A 24,148-nucleotide genomic window follows, 5' to 3' on the forward strand; every position below is an offset into this window, starting at 1 on the left:
AGAACGTATGTCTGAACAGCCATGCTCGGCCGGGGGTATCTGGCATGGTGAGGCTGGGGGAGTTCGGCATGCTCTGGCCGGGAGGCCGTCCCTTCTCCCCCAATGGTTCTGCCGGAAGTGTTCCGGTTGCGGAAAGTGGAGGGGCGGTGCTGAGGGAGCTGTAAGAGGTGCACTAATGCACTTGATTTCAGTGGATGTAGGCGGATGAACCGAATGAAGGGTATTAATACACTTGATTTCAGCAAATGTCACCAGACGAGCTAAATATAGTGCATTTATACACTTGATTTCAGCGAACGCAGCCAATTGTGCTAATTGAGGCGTATTTATACACTTGATTTCACTAAACAGAGCTAATGCCCCCGGCTCAGGTGCACTAATGTACCTGAGCCGCTTCAATATTACCGCTCCCCGCCACCGCCATCATCCAGAGCACTGAGCATCCGGTTCCAGGCGCTGAAGGGAAAGTCGGGATTGTCCGCACTGCGCAGCGAATAAGCGTCCTCCCCTTCGCAGACCCAACCGTAATTCGGCCGCTCGTGCCAGCGGCGGTCCAGCCTGTCCCACAGAGATGGATTGGCGAGCAGCGGATGTGCAGGCCATGCGCCCAGCTCGTCTGCGGAATAGAGCCCCGACAGCTGGCGCATCTCCATCCCCCGCCGGACAATTGCTTCCAGCTCTGCGGAGGATTCATAGCCTACGAAGCGCTGAAGCAGCAGGGCTGGAATCCACTCCGGCACGCCTGCCCGCGCAGCAGTCCGCTTTGTCAGCCGCTCCCACTCGTCCATTCGCAGGACAAACGGGTGAAAATGCGCCTCGTCGTCCCAGGCGATTTCGATCTGCTCCCCGTCTTCGTCCTCCAGCATCAGTGAGATGTAGGCGAAGTCATCACCTGTATCCAGCACCAGGCTTACCTCATCCGTCACCGGCAGCCGGACCGGCTCTTCCTCCAGCTCCGGATAGGCAAAATCGTCCTGGAGCCGCCATTCGTATCGGGCCCAGAATGTCTTGTCGTGCGCAAGCGTAAGATCCAGCATGAAGAGGATACCTCCTAGTCAGTTGTCAGTTGTCAGTTGTCAGTTGTCAGTTGTCAGTTGTCAGTTGTTACCTCTCTTGATCATGCCAAAGGATCAGCGCTGAAGTCAAGGAGTGCCGGACCAGCCGCAACAAGCGCAAACGGGGAGAACGCATCACTGCGCTCCCCCCGCTTACTGCTGCTCCTCCCATACGGGAGGGGCGCCCACTCACCTTATCTGCGTCACTTCTACTCTACCTTAATCGAATTGAAGAATTTCTCCTGTACAGTTGCGGCAGCAGCATCCAGCTGGGCCTTGGAATCTGTTCCTTCCTTGGCGAACAGCTCCTGGATTACGTTGGACATCGTCGCATAGTAATCCTGAGTGTTGTACTGCGCTTCAGGCTTGCCGTCCAGCAGCGCCATAATATCCGGGCTGTACTGATAGACGATGTCGTACTTGTCATAGACCGCTTTGGTCTTCTTGCCGAATTCGGAGTCAGCCGCATAGTAATCGAGAAGCGGCGGGATGTAGTATTTGCCGTCCGTTTTGCGCTGGCTGATAATCGCATCGAGCGCCTCCAGCCCTTTATCTGAGAAGTAGTCGAAGGTAATATAACGGAAGGCCATCTCCTGCTCATCCTTACTGGCATTCGGGTTAATGACCAGATAGTCGCCGCCGAGCACGCCCGTATGCTTGCCGCCCTTCTCCGCCGCAGGCATCGGATAAGTCAGCACATCCTCCGGCTTGAAGCCTCCCTGATTGAGCGCCTGTTCGATAACGCCGTCGGAGCCGGCCATCACCATTGCGGTGCGGCCCTGCTGGAAGGCACCTACCGCATCGCCCCAGCCGAGCGCCCAGTCCTGGGGAACCGCTTTGGCTTCCCATCTCAGCTTCTTATAGAAGTCCAGCGCTTTGATCCCTGCTTCGGAATTGAAGGTAGCAACTACCTTGCCCCCCTCAATCTTCTGAATCTCCCCGCCCGCTTCGAACAGGAAGTTAGTCCAGTTCCAGCCGGCTTCGTTGCCCTTGCCCATCGGGGCGATTCCGGAGATGCCCTTCTTGGGATCGGCCACACCCTTAGCTGTGTTCAGCATATCCTCCCAGGTCCAGTCCATCGGCGGAACAGTTACGCCTTTGTCATCCAGCATCTTTTTGTTGATCATCGTGGTGGTGACATACCCCTTCTGCGTCACCCCATACACCTTGCCGTCGATAATGAACTGGTTCTGCAGCACCGGATTGATCTGGTCCTTGAACTCATAGTTGTTCCACAGATCGGTGATGTCGGCCACCCAGCCCTTCTCGACCAGGAATTTCGCTTCCGTGGCATACGTATTGAAGAAGGTCGGCGCTTCGTTCGCAGCCATCTTCACCCCGATCTCGCTCACACTATACTGCCAGTCATCCTTGAGAATCTCAACGTTCGGATAGACCTCCTGGAACCGTTTGATCTTGTCATCCTCCTGCGCTCTCACCTCCGTCAAGTCGGGCGTAGGATAGTGAATTTTGATCGTCACTTTTCTCTGGGTGATATCGTCAGCCGGTGCTGCTGACGGAGCCGCTGACTCTTCGGCCGCCTGACTAGCCGCAGGCGATGCCTCCCCTCCACTTTCCGCCGGCTTGTTCCCGTTATTATTGCCGCCGCAGGCAGACAATAACGTTCCCGTGACCAGGAGACAGGCGAATACGCTGGAAACTTTACGCATGGTAACTCCCCTTTTCCATATCATAATGAGCTTACAAATTCATCTTAAAAGAGAAACCGTTTACAAACGAGGTGTATTTATATTCCCTTCATGTGCAGGTTTACGATCTCTGCCGGACCTTAGCCTTCCTGTCTAGCCCTTGACCGCCGACAGCGACACCCCGCGCATAATGAACCGCTGGAACACGAGAAACACCAGAATCGGCGGCAGCGAGACCAGGAATAGAATGGCGAATTTGATGTTCGTATTCAGCGCTTTTACATTAATAACGTACTTATAGATGGCGGTAGCAAGCGTATACTTATCCTCACTGTGCATAACCAACGATGGCCAGAACCAGTCGTTCCAGGCGGTAGAAAAGATGAAGATCGCCAGTGTGGCAAAAATCGGCACCGACAGCGGAACGGCAATACTGAAGAAGCTTCTCGGCTCCGAGGCCCCGTCAATCCGCGCCGCTTCCAGAATCTCGGGATGAATCCCGTCGAAGAAATTTTTGAGCAGCAGGAAGAAGAAGGTGTTCGCACCTGCCGGCAGCCAGAAGGCCGCATACTGATTCAGTAGGCCCAGCTCCTTCAGATTGACAAAGTTCGGAATCATGTAGCTCGTAGCCGGAATGAACAGCGTCATCAGGAAGAAGAAATAGAAGACCCTGCGGTAAGGCACGTTCATCCGGGAGATGCTGAAGGCGGCCAGCCCAAGCACAATCAGGGTAACAGCCATATTGCCCAGGAAAATATACAGTGTGTTCCGCAGGAACATCGCCAGATTGATATATCCGAGCGCGTCCTTCAGATTACTGAAATGCCATTCCTGCGGGAAGAAATGCGGCGGGAAGGAATTGACCTCTACGTTCGATTTCAATCCGTTGAACATCGTCATGAGGATAGGGTACAACATGCTGAAGATCATCAGCAGAATGAACAGCACCATAATTCCGTATACCACACGGTTGCCCGTCTTCTTCAGGTCATGCTCCGAGAGAATCCCTCTGTCTGCGCTCTTCATCCTAGTTGTCCTCCTTGTTCAGCTTGAACTGGACAATGCCTAACCCGCCCAGAACTACAAACATCAGCATGCCCAGCGCAGTCGCCGTACCATAATCCAGTCTGGTAAAAGCATACTTCACAATAAGCAGCGCATACGTCAGCGTAGCATTGTTCGGCCCTCCGTCCAGCAAAGCCAGCTGGGACTGATAGCCCTGGGAGGTGGCAATGATCTGCAGGATCAGCATCAGCAGAATCAGATTGCGCAAGGACGGCAGAGTGATGTGGCGGATACGCGCCCAGACCCCCGCCCCGTCGATCTCAGCAGCTTCATACCAGTCCCGGGGAATGCTGAGCACCGCAGCGAGATAGATCAGCATCCCTGAGCCGAACTGCTGCCACGTCTCCATGAGGACCAGCGAGACCATCGACCAGCGGGTATCCGTCAGGAAGGCGATCTGCTCCACTCCGGCACTGCCAAGCAAGGCATTGATCGGCCCGACGGGATCATACAGCCAGCGCCACAGCCCGTACAGGACGACAGCAGGCATGACATAGGGCAGATAAGCGGCAACGCGCACGAATCCGCCGAACCGCCGCAGCTCAGAGATCGCGATGGCAAAAGCAATCGGAACCCAGAACCCGATCACCAGGCAGAGCAGCATATAGTACAGCGTGTTCTGCACCGCAATCAGCACATCCGGGTCGGTCAGCGCCCTGGCGTAATTGTCCAGACCTACGAAGGTGTTGCCTTTGACGAAATCGACCGTGTAAAAGCTGTACAGGAACCCTTTGAAAATAGGTACCCACATAAACAGAACGAAGATGATCAGCGCGGGGACCAGGAACAGCAGGCCCCACATATTCTTTTTCCAGCGGTTCTGCCTGAACGGCTTGCGCTCCGGCTCCGCCTGCAAATGGTCATGCAATACAGCAGACTGGTTCATTCGGACTCCCTCATTCCTCTTGTCTTTCAGCACTTGTCAGCAAGTGCCGCCTGACTTCATTGTAGGAAATGCGGAAGCGGCTTAACATGTCTATATCTATGGCAATCGTAAGCGTTCTTACTTCTTCAGTTCACTGGGGCTAAACCCGTAGTATTTTTTGAAAATTTTGCTGAAATGCTCCGGCGACTCATACCCCACCCGCTCGGCAATCTCGTACCGGCGCAGATCGGTATGCAGAATCATCTCCCGGCTCTCCTCCATCCGCAGCTTAATCACATATTCCCACAGGTTGTAGCCTGTATTCTTTTTGAACAGATAACTCAGGTAGTTGGGGCTGACATGGTTCTTCCTGGCAACCTCATGAATGGTCAGTCCCTTCTGGGCATAATTCGCATCAATGTATTCCTTCGCCTTCTGTACAATTTGATTGTTGTGCGTATGCAGCTCCTCAGGCGAAGGATCGGCCGCGTAGTTGTTCCAGCTGAAGTCTCCGTAATAGAACACATAATGGTCGGTATGCTCCCTGTTCCAGAGAATCGCCTTCGCGGCCTGCCGGTTCAAGACATCCATGAAACTAAGCCCTTTCAGGATCTGGCTGATGCCGATCACCGCGCGCAGCTGCAGATAACGGTGGATATTGTAATGCAGACTCCGTCCCAGCACCTCCAGCCGGTTAAGCTGGCCGGTTGCCGGCTCCTCATAGCTATGCTCATCCCACTGAATCAACACGGTAATCTCTCCGTCCGGCGAATAGAATGCAGTAGAATTCCACTCCTGGTCGAGCAGCTCCTTGGCGATATTCAAGGCAGCATAACGGAGCAACTTATAATCCCGGTCGGTATAGCTCTGCTCACGCCGCGCCTCCTCCAGCAGCAGTCTGATCCGGATCACCGCAAAATACGGCCCCTGCAATCTAAGCTCATCCAGCTTGCGCAACTTCGTCTCCGTGCCGAGCACACCCGCCGTGTCCGACAGCAGATTATTCAGCAGCTCGCTGTACTCAGGAAGCGGCTCCTCCAACCGGAAACGGTCTGCATTACCGTCCATATAGGCGGACAACTCCGGCGACGGTTTATCCATTTTGAGCACGACGCTGCGCACCGAATCCAGAAACTGCTCACTGTTCAGCGGCTTGATCAGATAATCTCTGGCTCCCAGCCGGACAGCCATCTGGGCATACTGGAAGGTCTCATGCGCCGAGATAATGATCGTCTGCACCCAGGGCTTCGCCATTTTGGCATGCTGCATCAGCTCAATTCCGCTCATTGCCCCCATTTGAATATCGGTCACAAGCAGATCGATCTCCTCCATGCGGATGCAATCCAGCGCCTCTTGCCCGCTGCCGGCCGTGTAGATATGGTCAATATCCAGTCCGGAAGCAGCCAGCAGGCTGCTTAGTCCTTTACAGATGAGCGGCTCATCATCAACCACCAGTATATTGAACACTGTCATCCTCTCCTCTGCTCTGTAGTTCCTCTACTGACTCCGATCTGGGAAGGAGCACACGGACTGCCGTACCCCCGCCCCCGCGCTGCCCGTAGCTGATGCCGTAATCCGGTCCGAAATGGAGCTGCACCCGCTGATGAATATTGCGGATACCATAGCCGCTGGCCGGGTTCTTGCCGTCATCATGAAGCACCTGTGCAATAGCGTTATAATCGACCGGTTTATACCCGTTGTCCTCAATGGTAATTACGATTCTGCCCTCCTCCAGAACGGAGCTAATGATGATTTCACCGTCCTCCCCCATATTTTTGACCCCGTGAATAATGGCGTTCTCAATCAGGGGCTGCAAGGTGATCTTGGGGATCAGGTTGCTGCGGGTTTCGGGGGCGATGTTCCAGCTGACGGCAAATACATAATCATAGCGGTGCTGCTGGAGCTTGATGTAGGCACTGGCATGCTCCAGCTCCTCTTCGAGCGTGATCAGCTCGCGGCCCCGGCTTAAGCTGATCTTCATCAGCTTGGATAATTCCTTGATCATTTCCGCAGATTCCACGTTGCCTTCCAGCGAGCTTTTCCAATAGATGCTCTCAAGAGTGTTGTACAACAGATGCGGGTTGATCTGCTGATAGAGCAGCTGCAATTGGGATTCCTTCTGCTTCAGCTCCATCTGGTATTTGTACATAATCAGGCTGTTGAGCCTGCGGGCCATATCATAGGTGGAGGCAATCAGCACACTGACCTCATCATTGCTCCCCCGCCTCGGGGTCTCGGGCACCCGGTTGCCGGGCTCATACTTGCGGACGAAGAACGCCAGCTTCTGCAAAGGCGTCATCAGCGAACGCCAGAAATACGTGATGATGATCAGCCCGAACAGCGCGTATGCCACCGTTATGTATTGAATGACGCGTTTCATTTCATTCTGCTGCTGAAGCAGGGACTTCACCGGGACCTTGTATACCAGCTTTTGCTCGAAGGCATGATTGTTGTTAATGACATAGATAAAATCATTCGTAATGATATCCTCAGTCCCCTCCGGCTCTCCTGCCTCTGAACCTTCCGGCAGCACGATTACTTCCCCGGTTGTATTCGTGGTGGAGGCCAGCACGCGGTTCTCCATGTCGGTCAGATAGATCTCGCCGTCCGGCAGGGAGATGGACCGCAGCGATTCGCCGATCTTTGCTTCCATCTTGGTCACCACCAGCACACCGATCGTCTCTTCCCCCCGGTAAATATTATTGACCGCACGGACATACGTCAGTGTCTTCAGATTCTCTGCCTGCGGACTCAGCTTCTCCATGAACATCAGGTAGCCGCGGCCCCGCTGCTGCACCACTTGATCGAACCAGAACGGCCGCTCCTCCTTGGAGAAAAAATACACCCCCGCCTTCTTCACCTGCGGAAAATTGGGGGCGAAAAAGTAATAATTCTGCGGATCATACACATACAGCGAGTAGTAGATGCCGTCGCCCCGTTCCGCTCCCTGCGAATAGCTGCCGAGCAGCTTCTCGATCGTCTCGTAACGCTTTACGCGCTCCATCACCGTGTCATCCCCGCGCATATTGAGCTGCTGGAGGACCGGATTCTGGATGACGGCGGTTGTGATTTTGTTCACCGTATCGATGTCTCTGTTAATAATTGCGAAGTTCTGCTTGTTCAGCTCCACGTAGGCATTGGTCACATGGCGCTTGAGAATCTCCTCCGCCTTATAGTTACCGTAGCTGTTCAGGATCAGTATAGGCGTAATCATGATCAGGAACAGCAGAATCAGCTGCTGCTTGACGCTGAGCCTGACAATGGGTTTCACAAGCGTGGACAACATCTGGATTCACCTCCAGTTCCGTGTGCAACATATAAGTTCTTATATTTTAACAAACCTACAAGCGCTTACACAGGTTTATTTCAATGGAAATGATGTTCATTTGTATCGAGTTTTTCAGCAAAGTAAAAACCAGCCCGCACACGAATATCCTGCGTTGGACTGGTTATATAGTGTTTCATCCTGAGCACATTGAGCCGGACGGCTTATGCTACTAGCTAGCTGTAAATCCCTCTAAGAGCCGGAATTTCTTTCTCCATAACTAAATCATCCATCACGAATCCATTGCCGATATCCGCAATTTGTTCCCGTAGTATACGGAAGCCTTTTTTCTTATATACAGCAATACTGGATTCGTTATCACGATTGACTGTCAGCCAGATATGAGTCAGATTACGGTCCTGACACAGCTTCTCCAGGAAGGCCAACGCTTGGCTGGCGTAGCTGCGCCCCCTGTGCTCCTTGCCGATATAAAACTTGCTCAAAAAAAGCTTCTCTTCCTCTTCTCTTGCCGACATATATCCGGCTGTGGAGCCTTCTCCATTATGGATCAAGTAATATTCGTAGCCCTGATGATGGATCTGATCCGTTATCGCGGGAACCGATTGGAACTTTTCAATCATGTAATCAATCTGCGCGATGCTAATAATAGAGGCATAATATTCGTGCCATATTTCTGCAGCTAATCGGGCAACCACTGCGGTTTCTTCCGCTGTATTCACTTGTGGAAATCTAAGCTCCATAATATGTACCTGCCTTTCCTGGGGGCTCTCGTACCACTGTCTCCTTGGACGCGGACATTGAAGCAGGAGTTCACGCCCGGGTATACCCGTTCAACTGCAGCCAGGAAGCACAAGCCTCCGTCCAAGTCTTGGTGTGCGGCTCTTCAGAGGCTAAGCCCAGACCGTGTACGCCGTGCGCATAGATATGCAGATCGAATGGAACCTTATGACGGCTAAGCCCTGCGGCGAACAGCAGGCTGTTCTCCACCGGGACGTAATCATCGTCAGAGGTATGCCAGAGGAACGTCGGCGGCGTGTCCGGAGTGACCTGGAACTCACTGCTGAGCTTAAGCGATAATGCTGCATCAGGAACGGCTCCCAGCAGATTCTCCTTCGAGCCCTGATGCGTGACTCCTTCGGTCATCGAGATGACCGGATAGCAGAGAATCAGGCGGTCAGGACGGCTGGACAACCGCTCCAGCGGCTCCAGGTGATCCGGATTGCCCAGATCATAAGATGTCCCGGCGGTAGATGCGAGATGTCCACCCGCCGAGAAGCCTAAGATGCCGAGGCGGTCCGGGTCAATGCCGAATTCATCCGCACGGAAGCGGATCGTACGCAGCGCCCGCTGCGCATCCTGCAGTGCACTCGGGTATTGATAAGGCGCCACACGGTAGCGCAGTACAAATGCGGAGATCCCCAGTGTATTCAGCCACTGCGCCACCGGTCCCCCTTCATGGTCGGCTCGCATAGCATAACCGCCTCCCGGACAGACCAGCACAGCGGCATTCCCCTTGCCTTCTACTAAATACGGTGTAATCGCAGGCTGATCCTCTTCGCTGGTTCCCAGCGCTCCAGGCGCCCCTTCAGGCCATAGCAACAACGTTTCCATCATCATCCCTCAAGCTTTCCTTCTATAATAGAATAGATTATAGAGGCCAACAGCTGAACCCTCTAGCGCCATTCTATCAAGCTCTTACAGTTCGTGCAATCCGGATACGACAAGGTCCGCCGCCTTCAGCAGCTCCGGCCGGCCGATCCCGACCACGTACATGCCGGCTGCCTTCCCGGCGGCTACTCCGGCTTCTGCATCCTCGAACACCACGCAATCCTGCGGCCCGAGCCCCAGCTCCCGGCAGGCCGTAAGGAACACCTCAGGGTCCGGCTTCGCCCGCAATACCTTGTTGCCATCCACCACCGTATCGAACAGCCCCGCAATATTCAGCTTATCCAGAATGAAGCCTGCATTCTTGCTGGCAGAGCCGAGGGCAATAGCTACACCTCGCGTCCTAAGCCAGGTCAGATAAGCACTGACCCCGGGCAGCAGCTCCGATTCATCCAACTGCGAGATGTATTCTACATAGAGGCGGTTTTTCTTCTCCGCCATCGCCAGCTTCTCTGCTTCGCCGAAGCTCAGTCCTCCGGTCTCAAGCAGAATATCCAGCGACCGCATCCGGCTGACGCCCTTCAGCCGCTCATTGTCCGCCTCCGTGAACGGGAAGCCCAGCTCCCCGGCGAGCGAGCGCCAGGCCAGAAAGTGATACTTCGCCGTGTCTACAATTACGCCATCCAGATCGAAGATAGCGCCCTTCATATGCTCCAGTATCACTGTCATGCTCCTCTCTGATTGGACTCAGACGCTAACTCCAGGATTGCACCGGGCGGACACGGTACCGCCTCACCGCCGAATCCGGCGAAGCTTACCGCTTCGCTGTTGCCCGGCGCTGCCGTAACCGTGATCTCTTCGCGGCCGATCCGCAGCCGGAAGCTGCCTCCGCGCAGGACCACCGGCAGCTCGACAGCATTCCAGCCCAGCGGCAGAGCCGGGCGAATCAGCACGGTCTCTCCGTCAAAGTGCAGGCCGGCATAGCCAAGTACTGCCGCCATCCACGCACCGCCGTTCGCCGCCGGATGCGTACCGCCAATGTAGAGATCGCCGACATACTGCTTCGACTCACCGGTAAGATCTATTGTAGCGGTACGCATGAAATACGGATATCCCCAGTCCGGCAAGCCGATATCCGCTGCCGCCAGCGCGTAGATACACGCGCTGAGGCTGGAGCCATGCTCGGTTCGCGGCTCATAGAATTCCCAGTTCGCCTGCTTCACTTCCCTGCTGAAGCTGTCCCGGAACAGGTGCAGCATCAGCACCACATCAGCCTGCTTCAGGATTCTTGTGGTTGTTGCCAGCCCGTTGCCTCCGCCCCAGTACTCATTCGGATGAATGACCCGCTCCTTCAGCTCAGCAAGAGGCACATCCTCCAGCTTGAGATACCGGTCGAATTGTTCAATCACCAGCGTCTCCGGGTCCGGCTGCGGAACATAGAGCTGCGCCAGCATGTCTGTGAACTCCTCCAGGAACGGCCCGCCGGCGAAGGATTCCGCAAGTGCGGTATATACGGCTGGATATTTGTCCTGCAGCCTCTCTGCGGTCTGCAAGGCAATCTTCAGCGTCTCCTGAACCATGGCGCTCGTAAATGCGTTATTATTCACCCGCTCATGATATTCATCCGGTCCGGTAACATCCAGCAGCTCATAACGCCGCTTCACAGGATTATAGTAAGCATAAGAATAGAAGAAACGCGCACATTCCCAGATCACCTCCGCCCCGCCGTCCGCCAGGATACTGTCATCTCCCGTGAACAGGATGTACTGCCAGAGACCGTGCACAACATCTGCACTGATGTGAATCTGTTTATCGCGGAAATAGGTCCGCAGCGGCCGTCCGGTGAACACATCATTCACATTGAACAGGGTGCAAGCATCATCCCCCGAATCCTGGCTCTCCCAGGCATAAAAAGCGCCCAAATATCCATACTCCGCCGCCTTCCGCCGCGCACCGTCCAGCGTGTGGATGCGGTACATCATCAGATTACGGGCAGTGCCGGGATCGCTGTGCAGGAAAAAGGGCAGCATGAACATTTCCGTATCCCAGAATACTGCGCCTTTATAGACCTGGCCGGACAGCCCGCGCGCCGGAATGGATACCCTCTCCGAAAGCGTAGGCGCAATGATCAACAGCTGATAAATACTGTAGCGCAGCGCGAGCTGCGCCTTTTCATCCCCTTCAATGACACAATCGCTGCGCGACCATCGCTCCTCCCACTTCTGCCGGTGAGCCTCCAGCAGTCCGGCATACCCTGTAGCAGCAGCCGTCTGGACGGCCCGCACCGCCTGCTCATCAGGGCCGCCTTCCGCAGAATCGCCTTCTGCATCCAGACCTGTGTACACGGCTGCATATTTCCACCATGTATAGGTCTCACCCGCCTTGGCGTCTATAGAAAAATGTCGCAGCGCCGTTCCCCTACTCTGCTCGATAACAGAGTCAGCCAGCTTACCGTGTTCTGCCAAGCCGAACACGGTAAGCTCCGCTACCGCCACCGGCAGCCCCAGTTCCCCGGTAACCCCTGTTGACAACAGCGTACCGCCAGCCGATCGGCTCTGCTGCTCCAGCAGATGGGGGCCGTTGATATCCCACACCGCCCCATCGATTCCCGTCGTAAGCTCTATCCGGCAATCGGCGGTGCAGTGCAGGGTCCAACTGGCGGCCAGCAGATGGAGCTGATCCAGGCTGGCGAACCGCTCTGCGGTCAGGGTCACCCTCCCGCCTCCCGGGAGGCCAAACGTAGTCTCCCGCCGGTGGATCGCTAAGCGGAGATCCAGGCTCTGTGTATGAGCCAGCGGTTCGGTCTCTAGTACACTTAGCTTGCAGCCGTTGGCGCTGACTATCGTGTACAATCCGTTCGGGGCGTTCACCGGCTCACGCCATTGGCTGCCCGACCTGTCATATACCCCGGCCAGCGTAACCGCTGCAAGCTGCTCCTTCCCGAATTCCTCAAGCACTCCCCGGAAGCCCAGATAGCCGTTGCCGGTCATATATTTGTTGCCGTTCGCCGTAATCCGCCCGCGCTCGAAGCTGTCCTCGCTTACCGTCCAGCCCATTACACAGCCATCCCTTCAGCGAGCGGAAGGTCGATCCCTGCCTCATCTACGGTCACCCGCTGATCATAGATCAGCACCTCTGCGCTTCCGCCATTGACCGCTCTGAAGCAAACCGAAGTTGCATTAACCGTAATACTAAGCAGCACGCCCTTGCACATCACCTGGAAGCTGTAAGCGGTCCACTGCTGCGGCAGCACCGGCCGGAAGGACAGGCAATCTCCATCCGAGCGCATCCCGCCAAAGCCGTAGACGATGTTCATCCACGCTGCAGCGATTGATGTCGTATGCAGGCCTTCTCTGGTATTGCGGTTGTAATTGTCCAGATCCAGGCGCGTAGCGAACTCGAAGAACCTGTACGCTTCCTCCGTCTTGCCAAGCTCACTGGCCAGAATGGAGTGAATGGACGGCGAGAGCGAGGACTCGTGAATGCATCTCGGTTCATAATATTCATAATTCGCCAGCTTGGCCTCGCGGGAGAACTGCCCATTATACAGGAACATGAACATCAGCACATCCGGCTGCTTGATCATATCGTAGCGGTACAGGCGGTCATACGACCAGTTGGCATAGAGCGGGAATTCGGTCACCGGAATCGAATGAATATCCAGATGAGGCATGTCGAAGAAACCGTCATGCTCCTCGTAAATGCCGCTGGCGGGATCAAACGGGATTTTCATATGGGCACGCTTGTGGTCCCAGTCCGCCAGCTCCTCCTCCCGGAGCGCCGTTGCCGCTATTACCGCCGCATATTCGTCCGGTGTCTCCAGCTTCATGCTCGCTACAGTTTCGAGCGTATATTCAAACAGCTTCTGAGCCATCAGATTGATGTAACAATTATTGTTAACCATGAGCTGGAATTCGTCCGGCCCCATCACGCCAAAATATCCGTATTCCCCGGTGCGCTGCCCCCACTGGCCGCGGGTTGCGTAGAAACGGCTGATCTGAATCAGCATCTCTGCCCCTTTGCTGTAGAGGAATTCATGGTCTCCGGTGTTCTTCACATAATGCCAGATGCCGTAGGCGACCGCCGTCCCGACATGAAGCTGCAGATTGGAATGCTGCCACAGGTCACAGCTCTCCGTCCCGTCAATCGTCGCAATGGGATAGAATGCGCCTGTACAATCCACATCCTTCGCGCGCTGAAGCGCTTGAGGCAGCGTTTTATAACGGAATTCCAGCAGACTGCGGGCTGCCTTCGGGTTATTGAACAGATAGAACGGCAGGCAGTAGGACTCGGTATCCCAGAAGGCCAGCCCCCGGTACGCTTCGCCGGTTAATCCTTTGGCACCGATGTTGTACCCGGGATGGTCCCCGTGATAGGTCTGATACAGTTGGAAAATACAAAAACGGATGCCCTGCTGATTGTCCGGGTCGCCCTCAATCCGGATATCGCTGGTTGCCCAGATGCCGCTCCAGTAAGAGGCCTGGTCTGCGAACACCTCCTGCACCTTCAGGCGGTCAGCTGCCGCTGCCAGCGCCATGCCTTCGCTCCAGAGATGGTCTGATGTACGTGCAGCCCCGCTACCCGTCACATTGACCACAAGCTTCGTGAAGGACGCCGGCTCTCCCTGAGTCAACTTTAGCGCGAATTGCCGCCCGACATAGCGGTCTCCTTCTACTAACCCGGTCTGTATAGCCTGGGAGCTCTTCAACACAAACCCCGAGAACAGCTGATTTCCAGTAGTCAGTGTAGCCGCCATAATGGCTGTAACCGCCCCTTCGCCGCCGCGCTGCTGCTCTTTCCACATGCTCTGGCCATGTTCTTCATGAACCATGCCGAAATCGAGCCCCGTGCAAATATCGACCGTACCGTTGAAATTAAGCGGCGTGAAGCTAATCTGCTGCAGCCCCAGATGGGACATCGTCATACTGACCAGGCGTGTGAAGCGTAGCTTCAGCTTTTTCCCGTCCGCCAGCTTCCAGATGAATTCCCGCGTATAGGTTCCCGTCCGGAAATCCAGTCTGCGCGTATACGCCTCTATGCGGGAATGCGCCAGATCCAGGGTTTCACCGTCCACCGAGATCCTGGTATGCAGCCAGTCCACGCTATTCACCATGTAGCGCAGCGACCGGATAATGCCCTTATAATGATTGCCAACCTCCATCTGCTCATTCAGCCCGTTGAAATAGCTGCCCGGCAAGGAATCGCCGCTGTACCCCTCGTCCGCGTACCCCCGCACCCCCATATACTCATTGCCCAGTGAAAAAATCGATTCCGAAGTCCGGTTGCGTTCCGCATCAAAGCCTTCCTCAATAATTGCCCAGGGATCAACCTTCAGATAGGGATCTGCTACTTTTGCCATAGTTGGAACTCTCCTTCGCTAAGTGATGCTTGGTCCGCACCGCCGCCATCAGCGGTAACAACAGACACTATAGTTCCAGAGTATCGCTAAGCCCTTCCCGGACCAAGGTCCGCCTGTAAGCGAGTTATGTGCATTTGTACGGATCATACGGAATGCGGACGGCAAACGCCAAAAAAGCCGCCCCCCTCTGCATCTATCCAGATCAGGTGACAACTGATATAATATCCTGTGAATCATGTAATGAAGCCTATCATGGGCCCAAAAACATAACCTTTCTCACAGAAATGAAGTGAAAATTATCACAATGTTAAAAATTCGACACTTTTAGGGGAAAATACTTACCCATAAAGAGGAATTTCAAGGTATAATTAATTTAAAATTTACTGAAAAACTGAGGGAATAAAGGGGATATCGATTATGATAAAGGAACATTATAATGTTATCGAAGCCCGCGGCAATACAAACTGTTTCTCCGAGCAGAATTTTAACCGCCTGCTGGTCACCATGAAGGAACGTGTCGTCCCTGAAGGATCACACCTGTTCTGGGAAGGCGATTTCTCGGATAAACTGTTTTATATCAAGCGTGGACGTGTGAAATTAACCAAATCTACAGATGAAGGCAAGGAACTGATTCTCTATATGTATCAGGCCGGCGACATGGTAGGTCAGGCTGACCCGTTCTTCAGCTCGAAGCACAGCTTCACCGCCGAAGTTATTGAAGAGAGTGAAGTTGGCGTGATCGAGCAGAAGGATCTGGAGATTCTCATCTGCCAGCACTGCGACTTCGCCATCGACTTCATGAAGTGGATGGGAATTCATCACCGTCTCACCCAGACGAAATTCCGCGATCTGATGATGTACGGCAAACCGGGCGCACTCTGCTCCACGCTGATCCGTCTCGGCAACACGTATGGCGAGAAGACCGGCGACAGCATTCTCATCAACAAAAAGATTACGCACACCGACCTGTCCAACATGATTGGCGCTACCCGTGAGAGTGTCAACCGGATGCTGAGCGATCTGCGCAAGAAGGATGCTGTCGAGTATGAGAACGGCATGATTGTCATCAAGGATCTGCCGATGCTGCAGGAAATCTGCCATTGTGAACTATGTCCGAATGAGATTTGCCGGATTTAAATTCCTATCTATAATACCCTCTATTCACCTCATTGAAACATACCTGACCCCACAAATTTAATAGAGTGGTCAAGGCGCCTTGCCGGGCGTCTTTTTTTCATGTCTGGCGATGAATTCACCTCTAACAAGCCAGCGTCTTATTCCCACAGCAGTCATGCGGATGCTGGAGGCGCTGGACGAGAGTAACTGCACAACCACCGGTAACGGGTGCAGTACTAGCAGCATATACGGCTAACGGAGAAGCTGAATCGAGAGTAATTTTAGCGCTGTCCACCCATTCCTCTCCTTATCAGTAAGCTATACCCACACGAGTATTTATAAAATCGCCAGCAGCAATTTGACTATAAGTGAATTCCGCTGTATCCGCTACAGAAATTTCAGTACCACCTGCAGGCAAAATATCTTGTCTTACACGATAAGTACCTAAGCGTTCTCCGCTCACCAGAGCGGTTGGGCACACAATAGTCCATTTCAGAGCCGATCGCTCCAGCAAGCTGTAGGCTCGTTCATGTTCTTCTGCCGCACGGGTAGATCTGCGTTTAGATTCGCTGGATTGGTAACGCAGGAGCTCTGGCGCAAGCTCGCTCTGGAGAATGCCCGCAGTTCCTACGGTTATAATGCGTTCTATCCCTTCCTTATACATGGCTCCGATGATAAAAGGCATACTGTCAGATAGGGTGGTTGTCCCATCCGTGTTCAATGCACTAATCACTACATCATTTCCCTGCACTGCCCGGGCCACATCATCTTGACTAAGAACATTACCTTCGATGATCGTCAGGTTGTCATGAAGAGGCTGAACCTTCTCCGGCGTGCGGACTAACACTGTCACATGATGACCATCCTGAAGAGCATGAGTAACCAAGTGGCTCCCCACCCGGCCGGTGGCACCAAGAATCAATATATTCATATGAAAATAACCTCCCGGAATGTGTCATTCATTCCTTTCAGCAATTGATGCGATTTCGGTAAATGCAGCGTCAATGCCCAGAACGGAAGATGAAATGATATGCATTCCAAAATGTTCACCCACAGTTCGGTAACTGTTCAAACTGTTCATCAGATGTTCCCGCTCCACAAAGGAATCTTCAAAGCTTGTGCGTTGTTGTATTCGTTCAATGCTTGTTTCCAAATCGACATCCATAAGAAATGCAGCATGCGGCCGGCGGATAGTTGGTAACAGCTCAATAAGCCATGGCTCCGGGGAATGCCCGCGGGCTATCATTGTGGCAAGCATCGTATAAATGTAACGATCACTGATCACGTAGATCCCCTTCCGTAAAGCTGGTTCGATAATTTCTTTGTAATGCTGCATCCGGTCTGCGAGCATATACATCTGCAAGGCGTTGTAATCTACAAGATGACGTTTTTCGGGCTCATAAATATAGGTTTTAAAAATATGAAGCTGGCGCATTTCCGGTGTTGGCTGCATGGTCAATAGAACCTGTTTGCCTTCCTTGCGGAGCTTTTCTGCAAGCATTTCAATCATTGTCGTCTTGCCTGATCCATCTACGCCATCAAATGTAAATAATCTGCCCTCATATTCTTCCGCAGAAATTGGATTGAGCGCTGGAAGCATGGACTCCCCCTCCTTTGAACTGTTTGGCTAAATACGTATAAATATACCATTAAATTCAATACAGTGAATAGTAAAACATGAGCTTGCTGCTTTAATATACAGCCTGTTGGTATGATGGCTTCCCCACAAGAAATCTTCTCTATAGGCACAGAAAAAATCATCCTAATGGATGAAAAATGTATCCGGTTTTCCGCATACATTTCCTCCACGAAAAAAGCCCCGCAGCCATCTATCCGCTGCGGGGCCATTCTTATTTAGCTTGCCTTCTTCGTCTGAGGAGGAGCTGATATGTTACGCGGAGTCCGTACAGGCGAGATCAACCAGTACGCCATCCCGACGAAGACACCGCCGCCGATGATGTTGCCGAGCGTGACCGGAATCATGTTGTGGAACCAGCCGGCGAGGCTGACGGTCTCTGGATGATTCGGCAGCAGCACCGCTACGCTGAGCAGTGTCATGTTCGCAACGCTGTGTTCATAGCCGCTGGCGATGAAGGCGAACAGGCACCACCAGATCAGCACCAGCTTGGCGGTTTCGCTCTTGGCCCGGGAGGACATCCATAGCGCCAGGCAGACCAGCCAGTTACAGAGGATGCCGCGGAAGAACAGCTCCGAGAACGGCAGGCTCATCTTCTTGGCGGCGGCCGCGAAGATCAGATGCTCGGCAGGCGCTGCCTTGAAGAGACCCGAGCCCTGAATCAGCAGCGCCAGCACCACAGCGCCGGCTACATTGCCGAGGAAGACGAGAACCCAGTTCTTCACCGTATCCCGGACGGTGGTTCTGCCGGCCAGTGTGCTTACAGTGAAGAACATGTTATTGCCAGTGAACAGCTCCGAGCCGGCGAACACCACCAGGGTCAAGGCAATTCCGAAGGATGCGCCCATAATCAGCGGCTGAAACGGAGACTTAATGGCAGCCAGCGGCGCCCCCAGCGAGAAGATCAGAATAATACCAATACCTACATAAGCTCCTGCCAGGAGGGCCGCCAGAAAATACTTGGGCAGGCTCTCATTCATTTTGTCTCTTTTGCCTACAGCTGTCTCAACGATATTCTCTACGCTCTGCGTAAACATATCCGCACCTGCTCTTCCTTTAATTTAGGGTTGCTGTTGTTGTCGGCAGAGTGACTTTAACCACTCCATCCTCTACTGTGGCCGGATAGACCTCAGCCTGGCCCCGGTCCGGTGCCTGAACCTCACCGGTACGCAGATCGATCTTCCAGTCATACAGCGGATCATATAAGTAAAAGCCGGAGACGATTCCCTCGGCGAGCGGACCGCCCTTCGGATGGGGACTGTGATTGCGGACGGCATAGACCTCACCGTCCGATGTGCGGAATATGGCTAATTCCACCTCTCCTGCAGTCACTACCCGGCCGATCTGCGGCAGGAAATGTTCTACTGCTCCTACGGTATATTCGCGGTTACCCAGTTCCATGATGCTCTCTCCCTCTCCCTTTAGACTTATACCTGCGTCTGTTCAAACAATGCGGTGCGTGTGCCTTGGTCATTCAGCATTCTCTTCCATGGATCACTAACCTGGGCCAGGGCAAAATCAATCCGTGCGGCCAGCTCCTTACGGTTGTCATCACTGCCCAGAATTACCGTCTTGATCTGCTCCAGACCCATCCGCTCTACCCACTCTGAGGTTCTTTCCAGGTAATTCCCGGTCTCACGGTAATACTGAATTACAGCGGAGCAGACCTCAACCAGCTCTTCATCGGTTTTGACCTTACAGAAGGCATCTGCGATACGCGGCTTGATCCCGCCGTTACCGCCGATGAATACTTCCCAGCCGCCGTCATTGCCCACGATGCCGATGTCCTTCGTGCAGGATTCTGCACAATTGCGCGGGCAGCCGTTCACAGCCATTTTGAACTTGGCCGGCATATCCAGCCGTTCGTACTTGCGTTCCAGCATTGCGCCCATGCCCATGGAATCCTGTGTGCCGAAGCGGCAGAACTGCGAGCCTACACAAGTCTTGACTGTGCGCAGAGATTTCGCGTAGCCGTAGCCGGACGGCATATCCAGCTCCTCCCACACCTTCGGTACATCCTCTTTTTTGACCCCGATCAGGTCCAGTCGTTGTCCGCCGGTCACCTTCACGACCTTCACATCATATTTCAGAGATACATCCGCAATCCGCTTCAAGTCCTCTGGAGTGGTGACCCCTCCGTACATCCGCGGAATGACCGTATAGGTTCCGTCCTTCTGGATATTAGCGCTCATCCGTTCATTGACGAACCGCGATTCCTTCTCATCCTCATGGGTGTCCGGATAGATCATGCCCAGGTAATAGTTGACGGCAGGGCGGCATTTCGAGCAGCCCTCCGGTTGCTTCCAGTCCAGCACGTGCATGACTTCCTTCGTGGTGCGGAGGCCTTTCGCCGTAATCTCGGCCACGATCTCATCCCGGCTCAGCGAGGTACAGGTGCAGATTCCCTGCTTGGCGCTCTGCTGGAAGCTGTCACCCAGAACGAACTGCAGAATCTGCTCAACAACTGGCTTACATCCGCCGCAGGAGCGGGTTGCACCCGTGCAGGCTTTAATTTCATCAACTGTCGTGAAGCCATTCTCGGTAACGGCATCTACAATCGCTTTTTTAGTCACCCCGTTACAGCCGCAGACAATTTCTTCATCGGCCATGGCTTCAACGGATAGTCCTTTCTTAGCTTCACCTCCGCCGCAGCAGCCTGTGCCCATCACCTCAGCGTAGATCTCGTCGGTCATCTCCGTGCCATTTTTCACAAGCTTCTGCAGACTGGCTGATTCCGTCACATCACCGAACAGAACTGCGCCGACAATCCGATTGTCCTTCAGCAGAATCTTCTTGTAGGTCCGCTTCCATTCATCCTTCGCCGCAATGACCGTATGCTCCGCCGTTTCAGTGAACTCTCCCGCAGAGAATACATCTACGCCGGAAATTTTGAGTTTGGTAGCGACAACCGAGCCTTCATATCCGGCTGTCTGTACACCCGACAAGTGCTTGGCCAGCACCATCCCCTGCTCGAACAGCGGGGCGACAAGCCCGTAACAGATGCCTCTGTGCTCTGTACATTCGCCGACAGAGTATACATCCGCAATGGAGGTCTGCAGATAATCATCTACGACAATCCCGCGGTTCACGGTAATACCGCTGTCCTTGGCAAGCTGAACATTAGGCTTGATCCCTACGGCCATGACCACGAATTCAGCCGGCAGCTCACTGCCGTCACTGAAGCGCAGTCCGCTCACCCGCTCATCACCGGTCAGTTCAACCGTCTGCTTGCCCATAGCAAACTTCACGCCCTGGCGCTTAAGCTCAGCCTGCAGCATGGATGAGGCCGTATGATCCAGCTGCCGCTCCATCAGATCCTCCAGCAGATGCACAACGGTAACATCCATACCCAGATTGACAAGCCCTTTCGCCGCTTCGAGACCGAGCAGTCCGCCGCCGATGACCGCTGCCGTCCGGTATTGCTTCGCCGCCGCCAGCATGGCATCACAGTCTGCAATATCACGGAAGCCGACAACGCCTTCCTTAGTGCTGCCCGGTACAGGCAGAATGAAAGAATTCGAGCCTGTAGCGATAATGGCTTTGTCATAAGGAACGGCAAGGCCCGTATCTGTAATCACCTGTTTCACATTCTCATCCAGCCGCACAGCAGTCATTCCGGTATGCAATGTAATCTGATTATCTTCATACCACTGACGGTCATTCAGGATAATATCTTCAATAGTCTTGCTGCCTTCAAGGACATAGGATAACATGATCCGGTTATAATTGGGGTGAGGCTCGCTGCCGATGATCGTAATATCATAAGCGCCGCCCAGCTTAAGTATCTGCTCAATAGTGCCTACTCCCGCCATGCCATTGCCAATCAGCACTAACTTCTGTCTTTCTGCTGCCACTGGTAGACCCTCCTTAGAGACTATGATTTCTTCATTCCCTTGCTTGATAGGAAAATTATACTGTTCCTAATTCCCGGGCAAGTGTGACCACAGTCACACAGGATGTGAATTTTTTCACAATAAAATTGGCTATTAAAAAGACGGATCCCCATGCTATACGCACAGAAATCCGCCTCTCCTCAACCATCTAAAGCTCTATACTTCCCTATAAATCAAGAATTTCTCAGCACTAAGGCAATCTCCAGCATGTCCAGCGGCTTTAGCTTCATATCCACGCCATTCCCCAGCAGAGCCTTGTCATTGACCTTCAGTCTCCATTCCTCATTACTGAGCGGAGTATACTCCATCACATTCAGCAGTGTCCGGTTATCTTCGGCAAGCTGAACCATCCCGCTGTTCTTCATCAGCAATTTGACGGAGAGATCCTCGGTAAAAGGCAGCACATGACAATGAGTCAGCTCCGGCTGCTCGCTCCCCCCGTTCACCATGATGATGACAGGCTGAAGCGCTGTCCCGCCGTTACCCGGATCCACGGAGATCATAATGGACGCCCCCGGATCGAGCGCACTGTCCAAGGATTGGGGCTTCTTGCCGTTCACTTCGATATTCCAGGCCATCCCGGGGCTAAGCAAGATCTTATTCACCTCAGTCAGCCTGCCATCTGCTGAAAATTCCGCAACGCCGCTCTTCTTAAACAGTTCGATGACCGTTATACCGTCAACATAGGCCTCATTCAGCAGTCTGGCCGAGCTTCCCGCCATCTCACGTTCACCCACCAGAACCGACAACGCTATTCCATTGCCCCCGTTACTGCTGCCGGCATTCCCTGCTCCCAGGCTGCAGCCGCCCGCCGGAACTAGGAGGAACAGGCACAGCAACAGGCGCATCCACCTCGCGGACATTGCATGGCACCGCCTTCAATATGTATTCTCCCATACTCTTTAAGGATACCGCATTGAAGGCGTGTTCTCAATTCCTTTGTGTGGAAAAAAAGTCCCCGGAGGGACTTATCTCAGCAACCATTTTATTGATACCGCAGGAACAGGATATTGTTCTCCAGATGCACATGCTCGAAGGTCATCGCTTCCAGTTCTTCAAGCCGGGCATAGGTCAGGCGGTAGGTTGTGCAGGCGTGAGCCGGCGGCGTGTAGTCATTGGTCACCCGGCGCAGCTCACGCAGGATTTCCCCTGCCCCGTCATGCTCTGCCTCCAGGCCTTGCAGCAGCCCGCGCAGCTCGGCAAGCCCCTCTTCGCTCGGATTCCGGGAGTAAGCCAGCATCTTAGGGAACTCGCTCTCCTCTTCCTTCGCCGTATGCTGCAGCAGCTCCTCACGCAGGGTGTTGAACAGACGGTGCATTTCACCCAGGTGCGGGGAATCCTCTCCATGGACACGGAACACCTTGGTTACATTCTGGCTGATCAGCGGAAGCTCCTGACGCAGATAGTGGTGATGCTTGTTCACGATATATTCCACCAGTTCCTCAGAAGAAGCATCGTTCCACGCAGTATCCTCTTCCAGCACCGGGTGCTGCTGCTGAAGCTGATTCAGCTCCTGTACCACCGCCACTGCATCCAGCCCCTTCTCGGCGGCGGCTTCAGCCAGCGGCTTCGCACCTCCGCAGCAGAAATCGATTCGCTGTGCCTTGAAATAATCGGCTGCCTTGGGGAACTGAAGGACAATATCTCTTACCATTGCTTCCGGGGTGAATCCTGGATGAACTGCAGTTGTATCGTTGAATTGATTGGACGCCATGTTGGCCCCTCCTCATGTTAAGGTTATAGGTTACTGTGCTTATCACTTCTACACCTTAACACCGGAGATTATCCGAACTTGTGATTGTACGCACGAAATATAACAAATTTTAATGAACAAGCATTATCTGTCCCCAATGTTAAATATACTAGACATTTTGTTATATATATTTTACAATACAGATGAGGTGAGAGAATGGGAAAGAATCTGAGGCTCAAGGCCTCCAGAGCGGCAAAAGACATGTCGCAGAAGCAGCTGGCCGATGCTGTGGGAGTCACCAGACAGACGATTATTGCTATTGAGAATGGTGACTACAACCCCACCATCCGGTTATGTATTGACATTTGCGTAACGCTTGGGAAGACACTTGATGAACTTTTTTGGGAGGGAACGAATGGTGGGCAATAGTAATCTGGATGAGAGACAATTACAACAGCGGCACAAGGCAGGGAATCAGGCTTTTCTGTTTATGGCCTTCTTGCTCTTGGCTGACATGGGTCTGGAGAATTACGGTATTGTGTGGCTGGAGTACCCGCTCAGCAATTACATGATCTTCATGCTGGGCGTAGGTTCCTATCTGGTACGGCTGATCTGGAGCGGTGCGTATGTAGGGCCGGGCGGAGGACAGAGCGGAGGGTACGGAAGAAGTGTTGCTGGTGCTGCGCTGGCAATATTGGTCGCTGCCTGTATCATTATTGTGACATTCGTGAACCCGTCCGTTCAGGAAGCCTCTGACGGCAGAGCCAACGGGCCGGTTATTCTGATCATCGCCTTGGCGGCAGGGCTGATTATCTTGAGCACAGTGTATTTAATCAGACGGAGAAACAACCGGGCGGAATAAGGCAGAGAGGAGTGCTGCTGCAGGGATTCACTCTTAAGGCAGCAGCACTTTGGGATGGAAGCTG

21 protein-coding genes are annotated in these 24,148 nt (G+C 53.6%); 3 read left to right on the forward strand and 18 right to left on the reverse strand.

Features of this window, described 5'->3' with window-relative positions; translation table 11 throughout:
- Window positions 1-401: 401 nt before the first annotated feature.
- The 11 genes from K1558_RS04630 to K1558_RS04680 form a co-directional block, all read right to left on the reverse strand.
- A complete protein-coding gene (locus K1558_RS04630) occupies window positions 402-1,037 on the reverse strand; it encodes a hypothetical protein (RefSeq protein WP_238650227.1) in 636 nt (211 codons plus the stop codon).
- Between the two features lie 227 nt (window positions 1,038-1,264).
- Window positions 1,265-2,725: an ABC transporter substrate-binding protein gene (locus K1558_RS04635; RefSeq protein ID WP_238650228.1), complete on the reverse strand. Its 1,461-nt coding sequence runs from the start codon at window positions 2,723-2,725 to the stop codon at window positions 1,265-1,267.
- Between the two features lie 132 nt (window positions 2,726-2,857).
- Window positions 2,858-3,730 carry a carbohydrate ABC transporter permease gene (locus K1558_RS04640; protein WP_238650229.1) on the reverse strand — a complete coding sequence of 291 codons (873 nt, stop codon included), beginning with the start codon at window positions 3,728-3,730 and terminating at the stop codon, window positions 2,858-2,860.
- A gap of 1 nt (window position 3,731) precedes the next feature.
- Window positions 3,732-4,655 (reverse strand): carbohydrate ABC transporter permease, encoded by a 924-nt coding sequence (locus tag K1558_RS04645; RefSeq protein WP_238650230.1) that lies wholly within the window; start codon window positions 4,653-4,655, stop codon window positions 3,732-3,734.
- 117 nt (window positions 4,656-4,772) lie between these two features.
- Complete coding sequence (locus K1558_RS04650; RefSeq protein WP_238650231.1) at window positions 4,773-6,101, reverse strand: response regulator; 1,329 nt, start codon at window positions 6,099-6,101, stop codon at window positions 4,773-4,775.
- Window positions 6,079-7,920 carry a cache domain-containing sensor histidine kinase gene (locus K1558_RS04655; RefSeq protein WP_238650232.1) on the reverse strand — a complete coding sequence of 614 codons (1,842 nt, stop codon included), beginning with the start codon at window positions 7,918-7,920 and terminating at the stop codon, window positions 6,079-6,081. The genes K1558_RS04650 and K1558_RS04655 overlap by 23 nt, the downstream gene beginning before the upstream one ends.
- Window positions 7,921-8,135: 215 nt before the next feature.
- Window positions 8,136-8,660 (reverse strand): GNAT family N-acetyltransferase, encoded by a 525-nt coding sequence (locus K1558_RS04660; RefSeq protein WP_238650233.1) that lies wholly within the window; start codon window positions 8,658-8,660, stop codon window positions 8,136-8,138.
- Between the two features lie 70 nt (window positions 8,661-8,730).
- Entirely contained in the window at window positions 8,731-9,531 is an 801-nt protein-coding gene (locus K1558_RS04665; protein ID WP_238650489.1) for an alpha/beta hydrolase, read from the reverse strand.
- Between the two features lie 84 nt (window positions 9,532-9,615).
- A complete protein-coding gene (pgmB, locus tag K1558_RS04670) occupies window positions 9,616-10,254 on the reverse strand; it encodes a beta-phosphoglucomutase (RefSeq protein ID WP_238650234.1) in 639 nt (212 codons plus the stop codon).
- Entirely contained in the window at window positions 10,251-12,581 is a 2,331-nt protein-coding gene (locus tag K1558_RS04675) for a glycosyl hydrolase family 65 domain-containing protein (RefSeq protein WP_238650235.1), read from the reverse strand. The genes pgmB and K1558_RS04675 overlap by 4 nt, the downstream gene beginning before the upstream one ends.
- Complete coding sequence (locus K1558_RS04680) at window positions 12,581-14,884, reverse strand: glycoside hydrolase family 65 protein (protein ID WP_238650236.1); 2,304 nt, start codon at window positions 14,882-14,884, stop codon at window positions 12,581-12,583. Before K1558_RS04680 ends, K1558_RS04675 begins: the two co-directional genes overlap by 1 nt.
- Before the next feature lie 417 nt (window positions 14,885-15,301).
- Between K1558_RS04680 and K1558_RS04685 the strand changes: the two genes are divergently transcribed.
- Window positions 15,302-16,021, forward strand: coding sequence for a Crp/Fnr family transcriptional regulator (locus K1558_RS04685; protein ID WP_274528388.1), 720 nt, complete (start codon window positions 15,302-15,304; stop codon window positions 16,019-16,021).
- 289 nt (window positions 16,022-16,310) lie between these two features.
- On the opposite strand, the gene K1558_RS04690 is transcribed toward K1558_RS04685, so the two are convergent.
- The 7 genes from K1558_RS04690 to ric form a co-directional block, all read right to left on the reverse strand.
- Complete coding sequence (locus K1558_RS04690; protein ID WP_238650237.1) at window positions 16,311-16,931, reverse strand: NAD(P)-dependent oxidoreductase; 621 nt, start codon at window positions 16,929-16,931, stop codon at window positions 16,311-16,313.
- Window positions 16,932-16,955: 24 nt separating this feature from the next.
- Window positions 16,956-17,600: a dTMP kinase gene (tmk, locus tag K1558_RS04695; protein WP_238650238.1), complete on the reverse strand. Its 645-nt coding sequence runs from the start codon at window positions 17,598-17,600 to the stop codon at window positions 16,956-16,958.
- Between the two features lie 254 nt (window positions 17,601-17,854).
- Window positions 17,855-18,673 (reverse strand): formate/nitrite transporter family protein, encoded by an 819-nt coding sequence (locus K1558_RS04700; RefSeq protein ID WP_238650239.1) that lies wholly within the window; start codon window positions 18,671-18,673, stop codon window positions 17,855-17,857.
- Window positions 18,674-18,692: 19 nt separating this feature from the next.
- Window positions 18,693-19,037, reverse strand: a complete 345-nt coding sequence (gene nirD, locus K1558_RS04705) for a nitrite reductase small subunit NirD (RefSeq protein ID WP_238650240.1) — start codon at window positions 19,035-19,037, stop codon at window positions 18,693-18,695.
- Window positions 19,038-19,063: 26 nt separating this feature from the next.
- Window positions 19,064-21,490: a nitrite reductase large subunit NirB gene (nirB, locus tag K1558_RS04710; protein ID WP_338019669.1), complete on the reverse strand. Its 2,427-nt coding sequence runs from the start codon at window positions 21,488-21,490 to the stop codon at window positions 19,064-19,066.
- A 212-nt stretch (window positions 21,491-21,702) separates the two neighbouring features.
- Complete coding sequence (locus tag K1558_RS04715) at window positions 21,703-22,392, reverse strand: hypothetical protein (RefSeq protein ID WP_238650241.1); 690 nt, start codon at window positions 22,390-22,392, stop codon at window positions 21,703-21,705.
- Between the two features lie 122 nt (window positions 22,393-22,514).
- On the reverse strand, window positions 22,515-23,243 hold the full coding sequence (gene ric, locus K1558_RS04720) for an iron-sulfur cluster repair di-iron protein (protein ID WP_238650242.1): 729 nt from the start codon (window positions 23,241-23,243) through the stop codon (window positions 22,515-22,517).
- Window positions 23,244-23,438: 195 nt separating this feature from the next.
- Here ric and K1558_RS04725 point away from each other — a divergent pair, with 195 nt between their 5' ends.
- Together K1558_RS04725 and K1558_RS04730 are read left to right on the forward strand one after the other, a co-directional pair.
- Window positions 23,439-23,651: a helix-turn-helix transcriptional regulator gene (locus K1558_RS04725; RefSeq protein ID WP_238650243.1), complete on the forward strand. Its 213-nt coding sequence runs from the start codon at window positions 23,439-23,441 to the stop codon at window positions 23,649-23,651.
- The gene (locus K1558_RS04730) at window positions 23,638-24,084 is read left to right on the forward strand and encodes a hypothetical protein (RefSeq protein WP_238650244.1); all 447 of its coding nucleotides are present in this window, start codon (window positions 23,638-23,640) and stop codon (window positions 24,082-24,084) included. Before K1558_RS04725 ends, K1558_RS04730 begins: the two co-directional genes overlap by 14 nt.
- Window positions 24,085-24,148: the final 64 nt, after the last annotated feature.

Source organism: Paenibacillus piscarius, assembly GCF_022234545.1.
GTDB classification, from domain to species: Bacteria; Bacillota; Bacilli; order Paenibacillales; family Paenibacillaceae; genus Paenibacillus_AQ; species Paenibacillus_AQ piscarius.

What these genes read in the sequence shown, in the direction of transcription:
- K1558_RS04630 (WP_238650227.1), bottom strand. Translation starts at nt 1,037, where the DNA reads ATGCTGGATCTTACGCTTGCGCACGACAAGACATTCTGGGCCCGATAC.
- K1558_RS04635 (WP_238650228.1), bottom strand. Translation starts at nt 2,725, where the DNA reads ATGCGTAAAGTTTCCAGCGTATTCGCCTGTCTCCTGGTCACGGGAACG.
- K1558_RS04640 (WP_238650229.1), bottom strand. Translation starts at nt 3,730, where the DNA reads ATGAAGAGCGCAGACAGAGGGATTCTCTCGGAGCATGACCTGAAGAAG.
- K1558_RS04645 (WP_238650230.1), bottom strand. Translation starts at nt 4,655, where the DNA reads ATGAACCAGTCTGCTGTATTGCATGACCATTTGCAGGCGGAGCCGGAG.
- K1558_RS04655 (WP_238650232.1), bottom strand. Translation starts at nt 7,920, where the DNA reads ATGTTGTCCACGCTTGTGAAACCCATTGTCAGGCTCAGCGTCAAGCAG.
- K1558_RS04660 (WP_238650233.1), bottom strand. Translation starts at nt 8,660, where the DNA reads ATGGAGCTTAGATTTCCACAAGTGAATACAGCGGAAGAAACCGCAGTG.
- K1558_RS04665 (WP_238650489.1), bottom strand. Translation starts at nt 9,531, where the DNA reads ATGGAAACGTTGTTGCTATGGCCTGAAGGGGCGCCTGGAGCGCTGGGA.
- pgmB (WP_238650234.1), bottom strand. Translation starts at nt 10,254, where the DNA reads ATGACAGTGATACTGGAGCATATGAAGGGCGCTATCTTCGATCTGGAT.
- K1558_RS04675 (WP_238650235.1), bottom strand. Translation starts at nt 12,581, where the DNA reads ATGGGCTGGACGGTAAGCGAGGACAGCTTCGAGCGCGGGCGGATTACG.
- K1558_RS04680 (WP_238650236.1), bottom strand. Translation starts at nt 14,884, where the DNA reads ATGGCAAAAGTAGCAGATCCCTATCTGAAGGTTGATCCCTGGGCAATT.
- K1558_RS04685 (WP_274528388.1), top strand. Translation starts at nt 15,302, where the DNA reads ATGATAAAGGAACATTATAATGTTATCGAAGCCCGCGGCAATACAAAC.
- K1558_RS04690 (WP_238650237.1), bottom strand. Translation starts at nt 16,931, where the DNA reads ATGAATATATTGATTCTTGGTGCCACCGGCCGGGTGGGGAGCCACTTG.
- tmk (WP_238650238.1), bottom strand. Translation starts at nt 17,600, where the DNA reads ATGCTTCCAGCGCTCAATCCAATTTCTGCGGAAGAATATGAGGGCAGA.
- K1558_RS04700 (WP_238650239.1), bottom strand. Translation starts at nt 18,673, where the DNA reads ATGTTTACGCAGAGCGTAGAGAATATCGTTGAGACAGCTGTAGGCAAA.
- nirD (WP_238650240.1), bottom strand. Translation starts at nt 19,037, where the DNA reads ATGGAACTGGGTAACCGCGAATATACCGTAGGAGCAGTAGAACATTTC.
- K1558_RS04715 (WP_238650241.1), bottom strand. Translation starts at nt 22,392, where the DNA reads ATGTCCGCGAGGTGGATGCGCCTGTTGCTGTGCCTGTTCCTCCTAGTT.
- ric (WP_238650242.1), bottom strand. Translation starts at nt 23,243, where the DNA reads ATGGCGTCCAATCAATTCAACGATACAACTGCAGTTCATCCAGGATTC.
- K1558_RS04725 (WP_238650243.1), top strand. Translation starts at nt 23,439, where the DNA reads ATGGGAAAGAATCTGAGGCTCAAGGCCTCCAGAGCGGCAAAAGACATG.
- K1558_RS04730 (WP_238650244.1), top strand. Translation starts at nt 23,638, where the DNA reads ATGGTGGGCAATAGTAATCTGGATGAGAGACAATTACAACAGCGGCAC.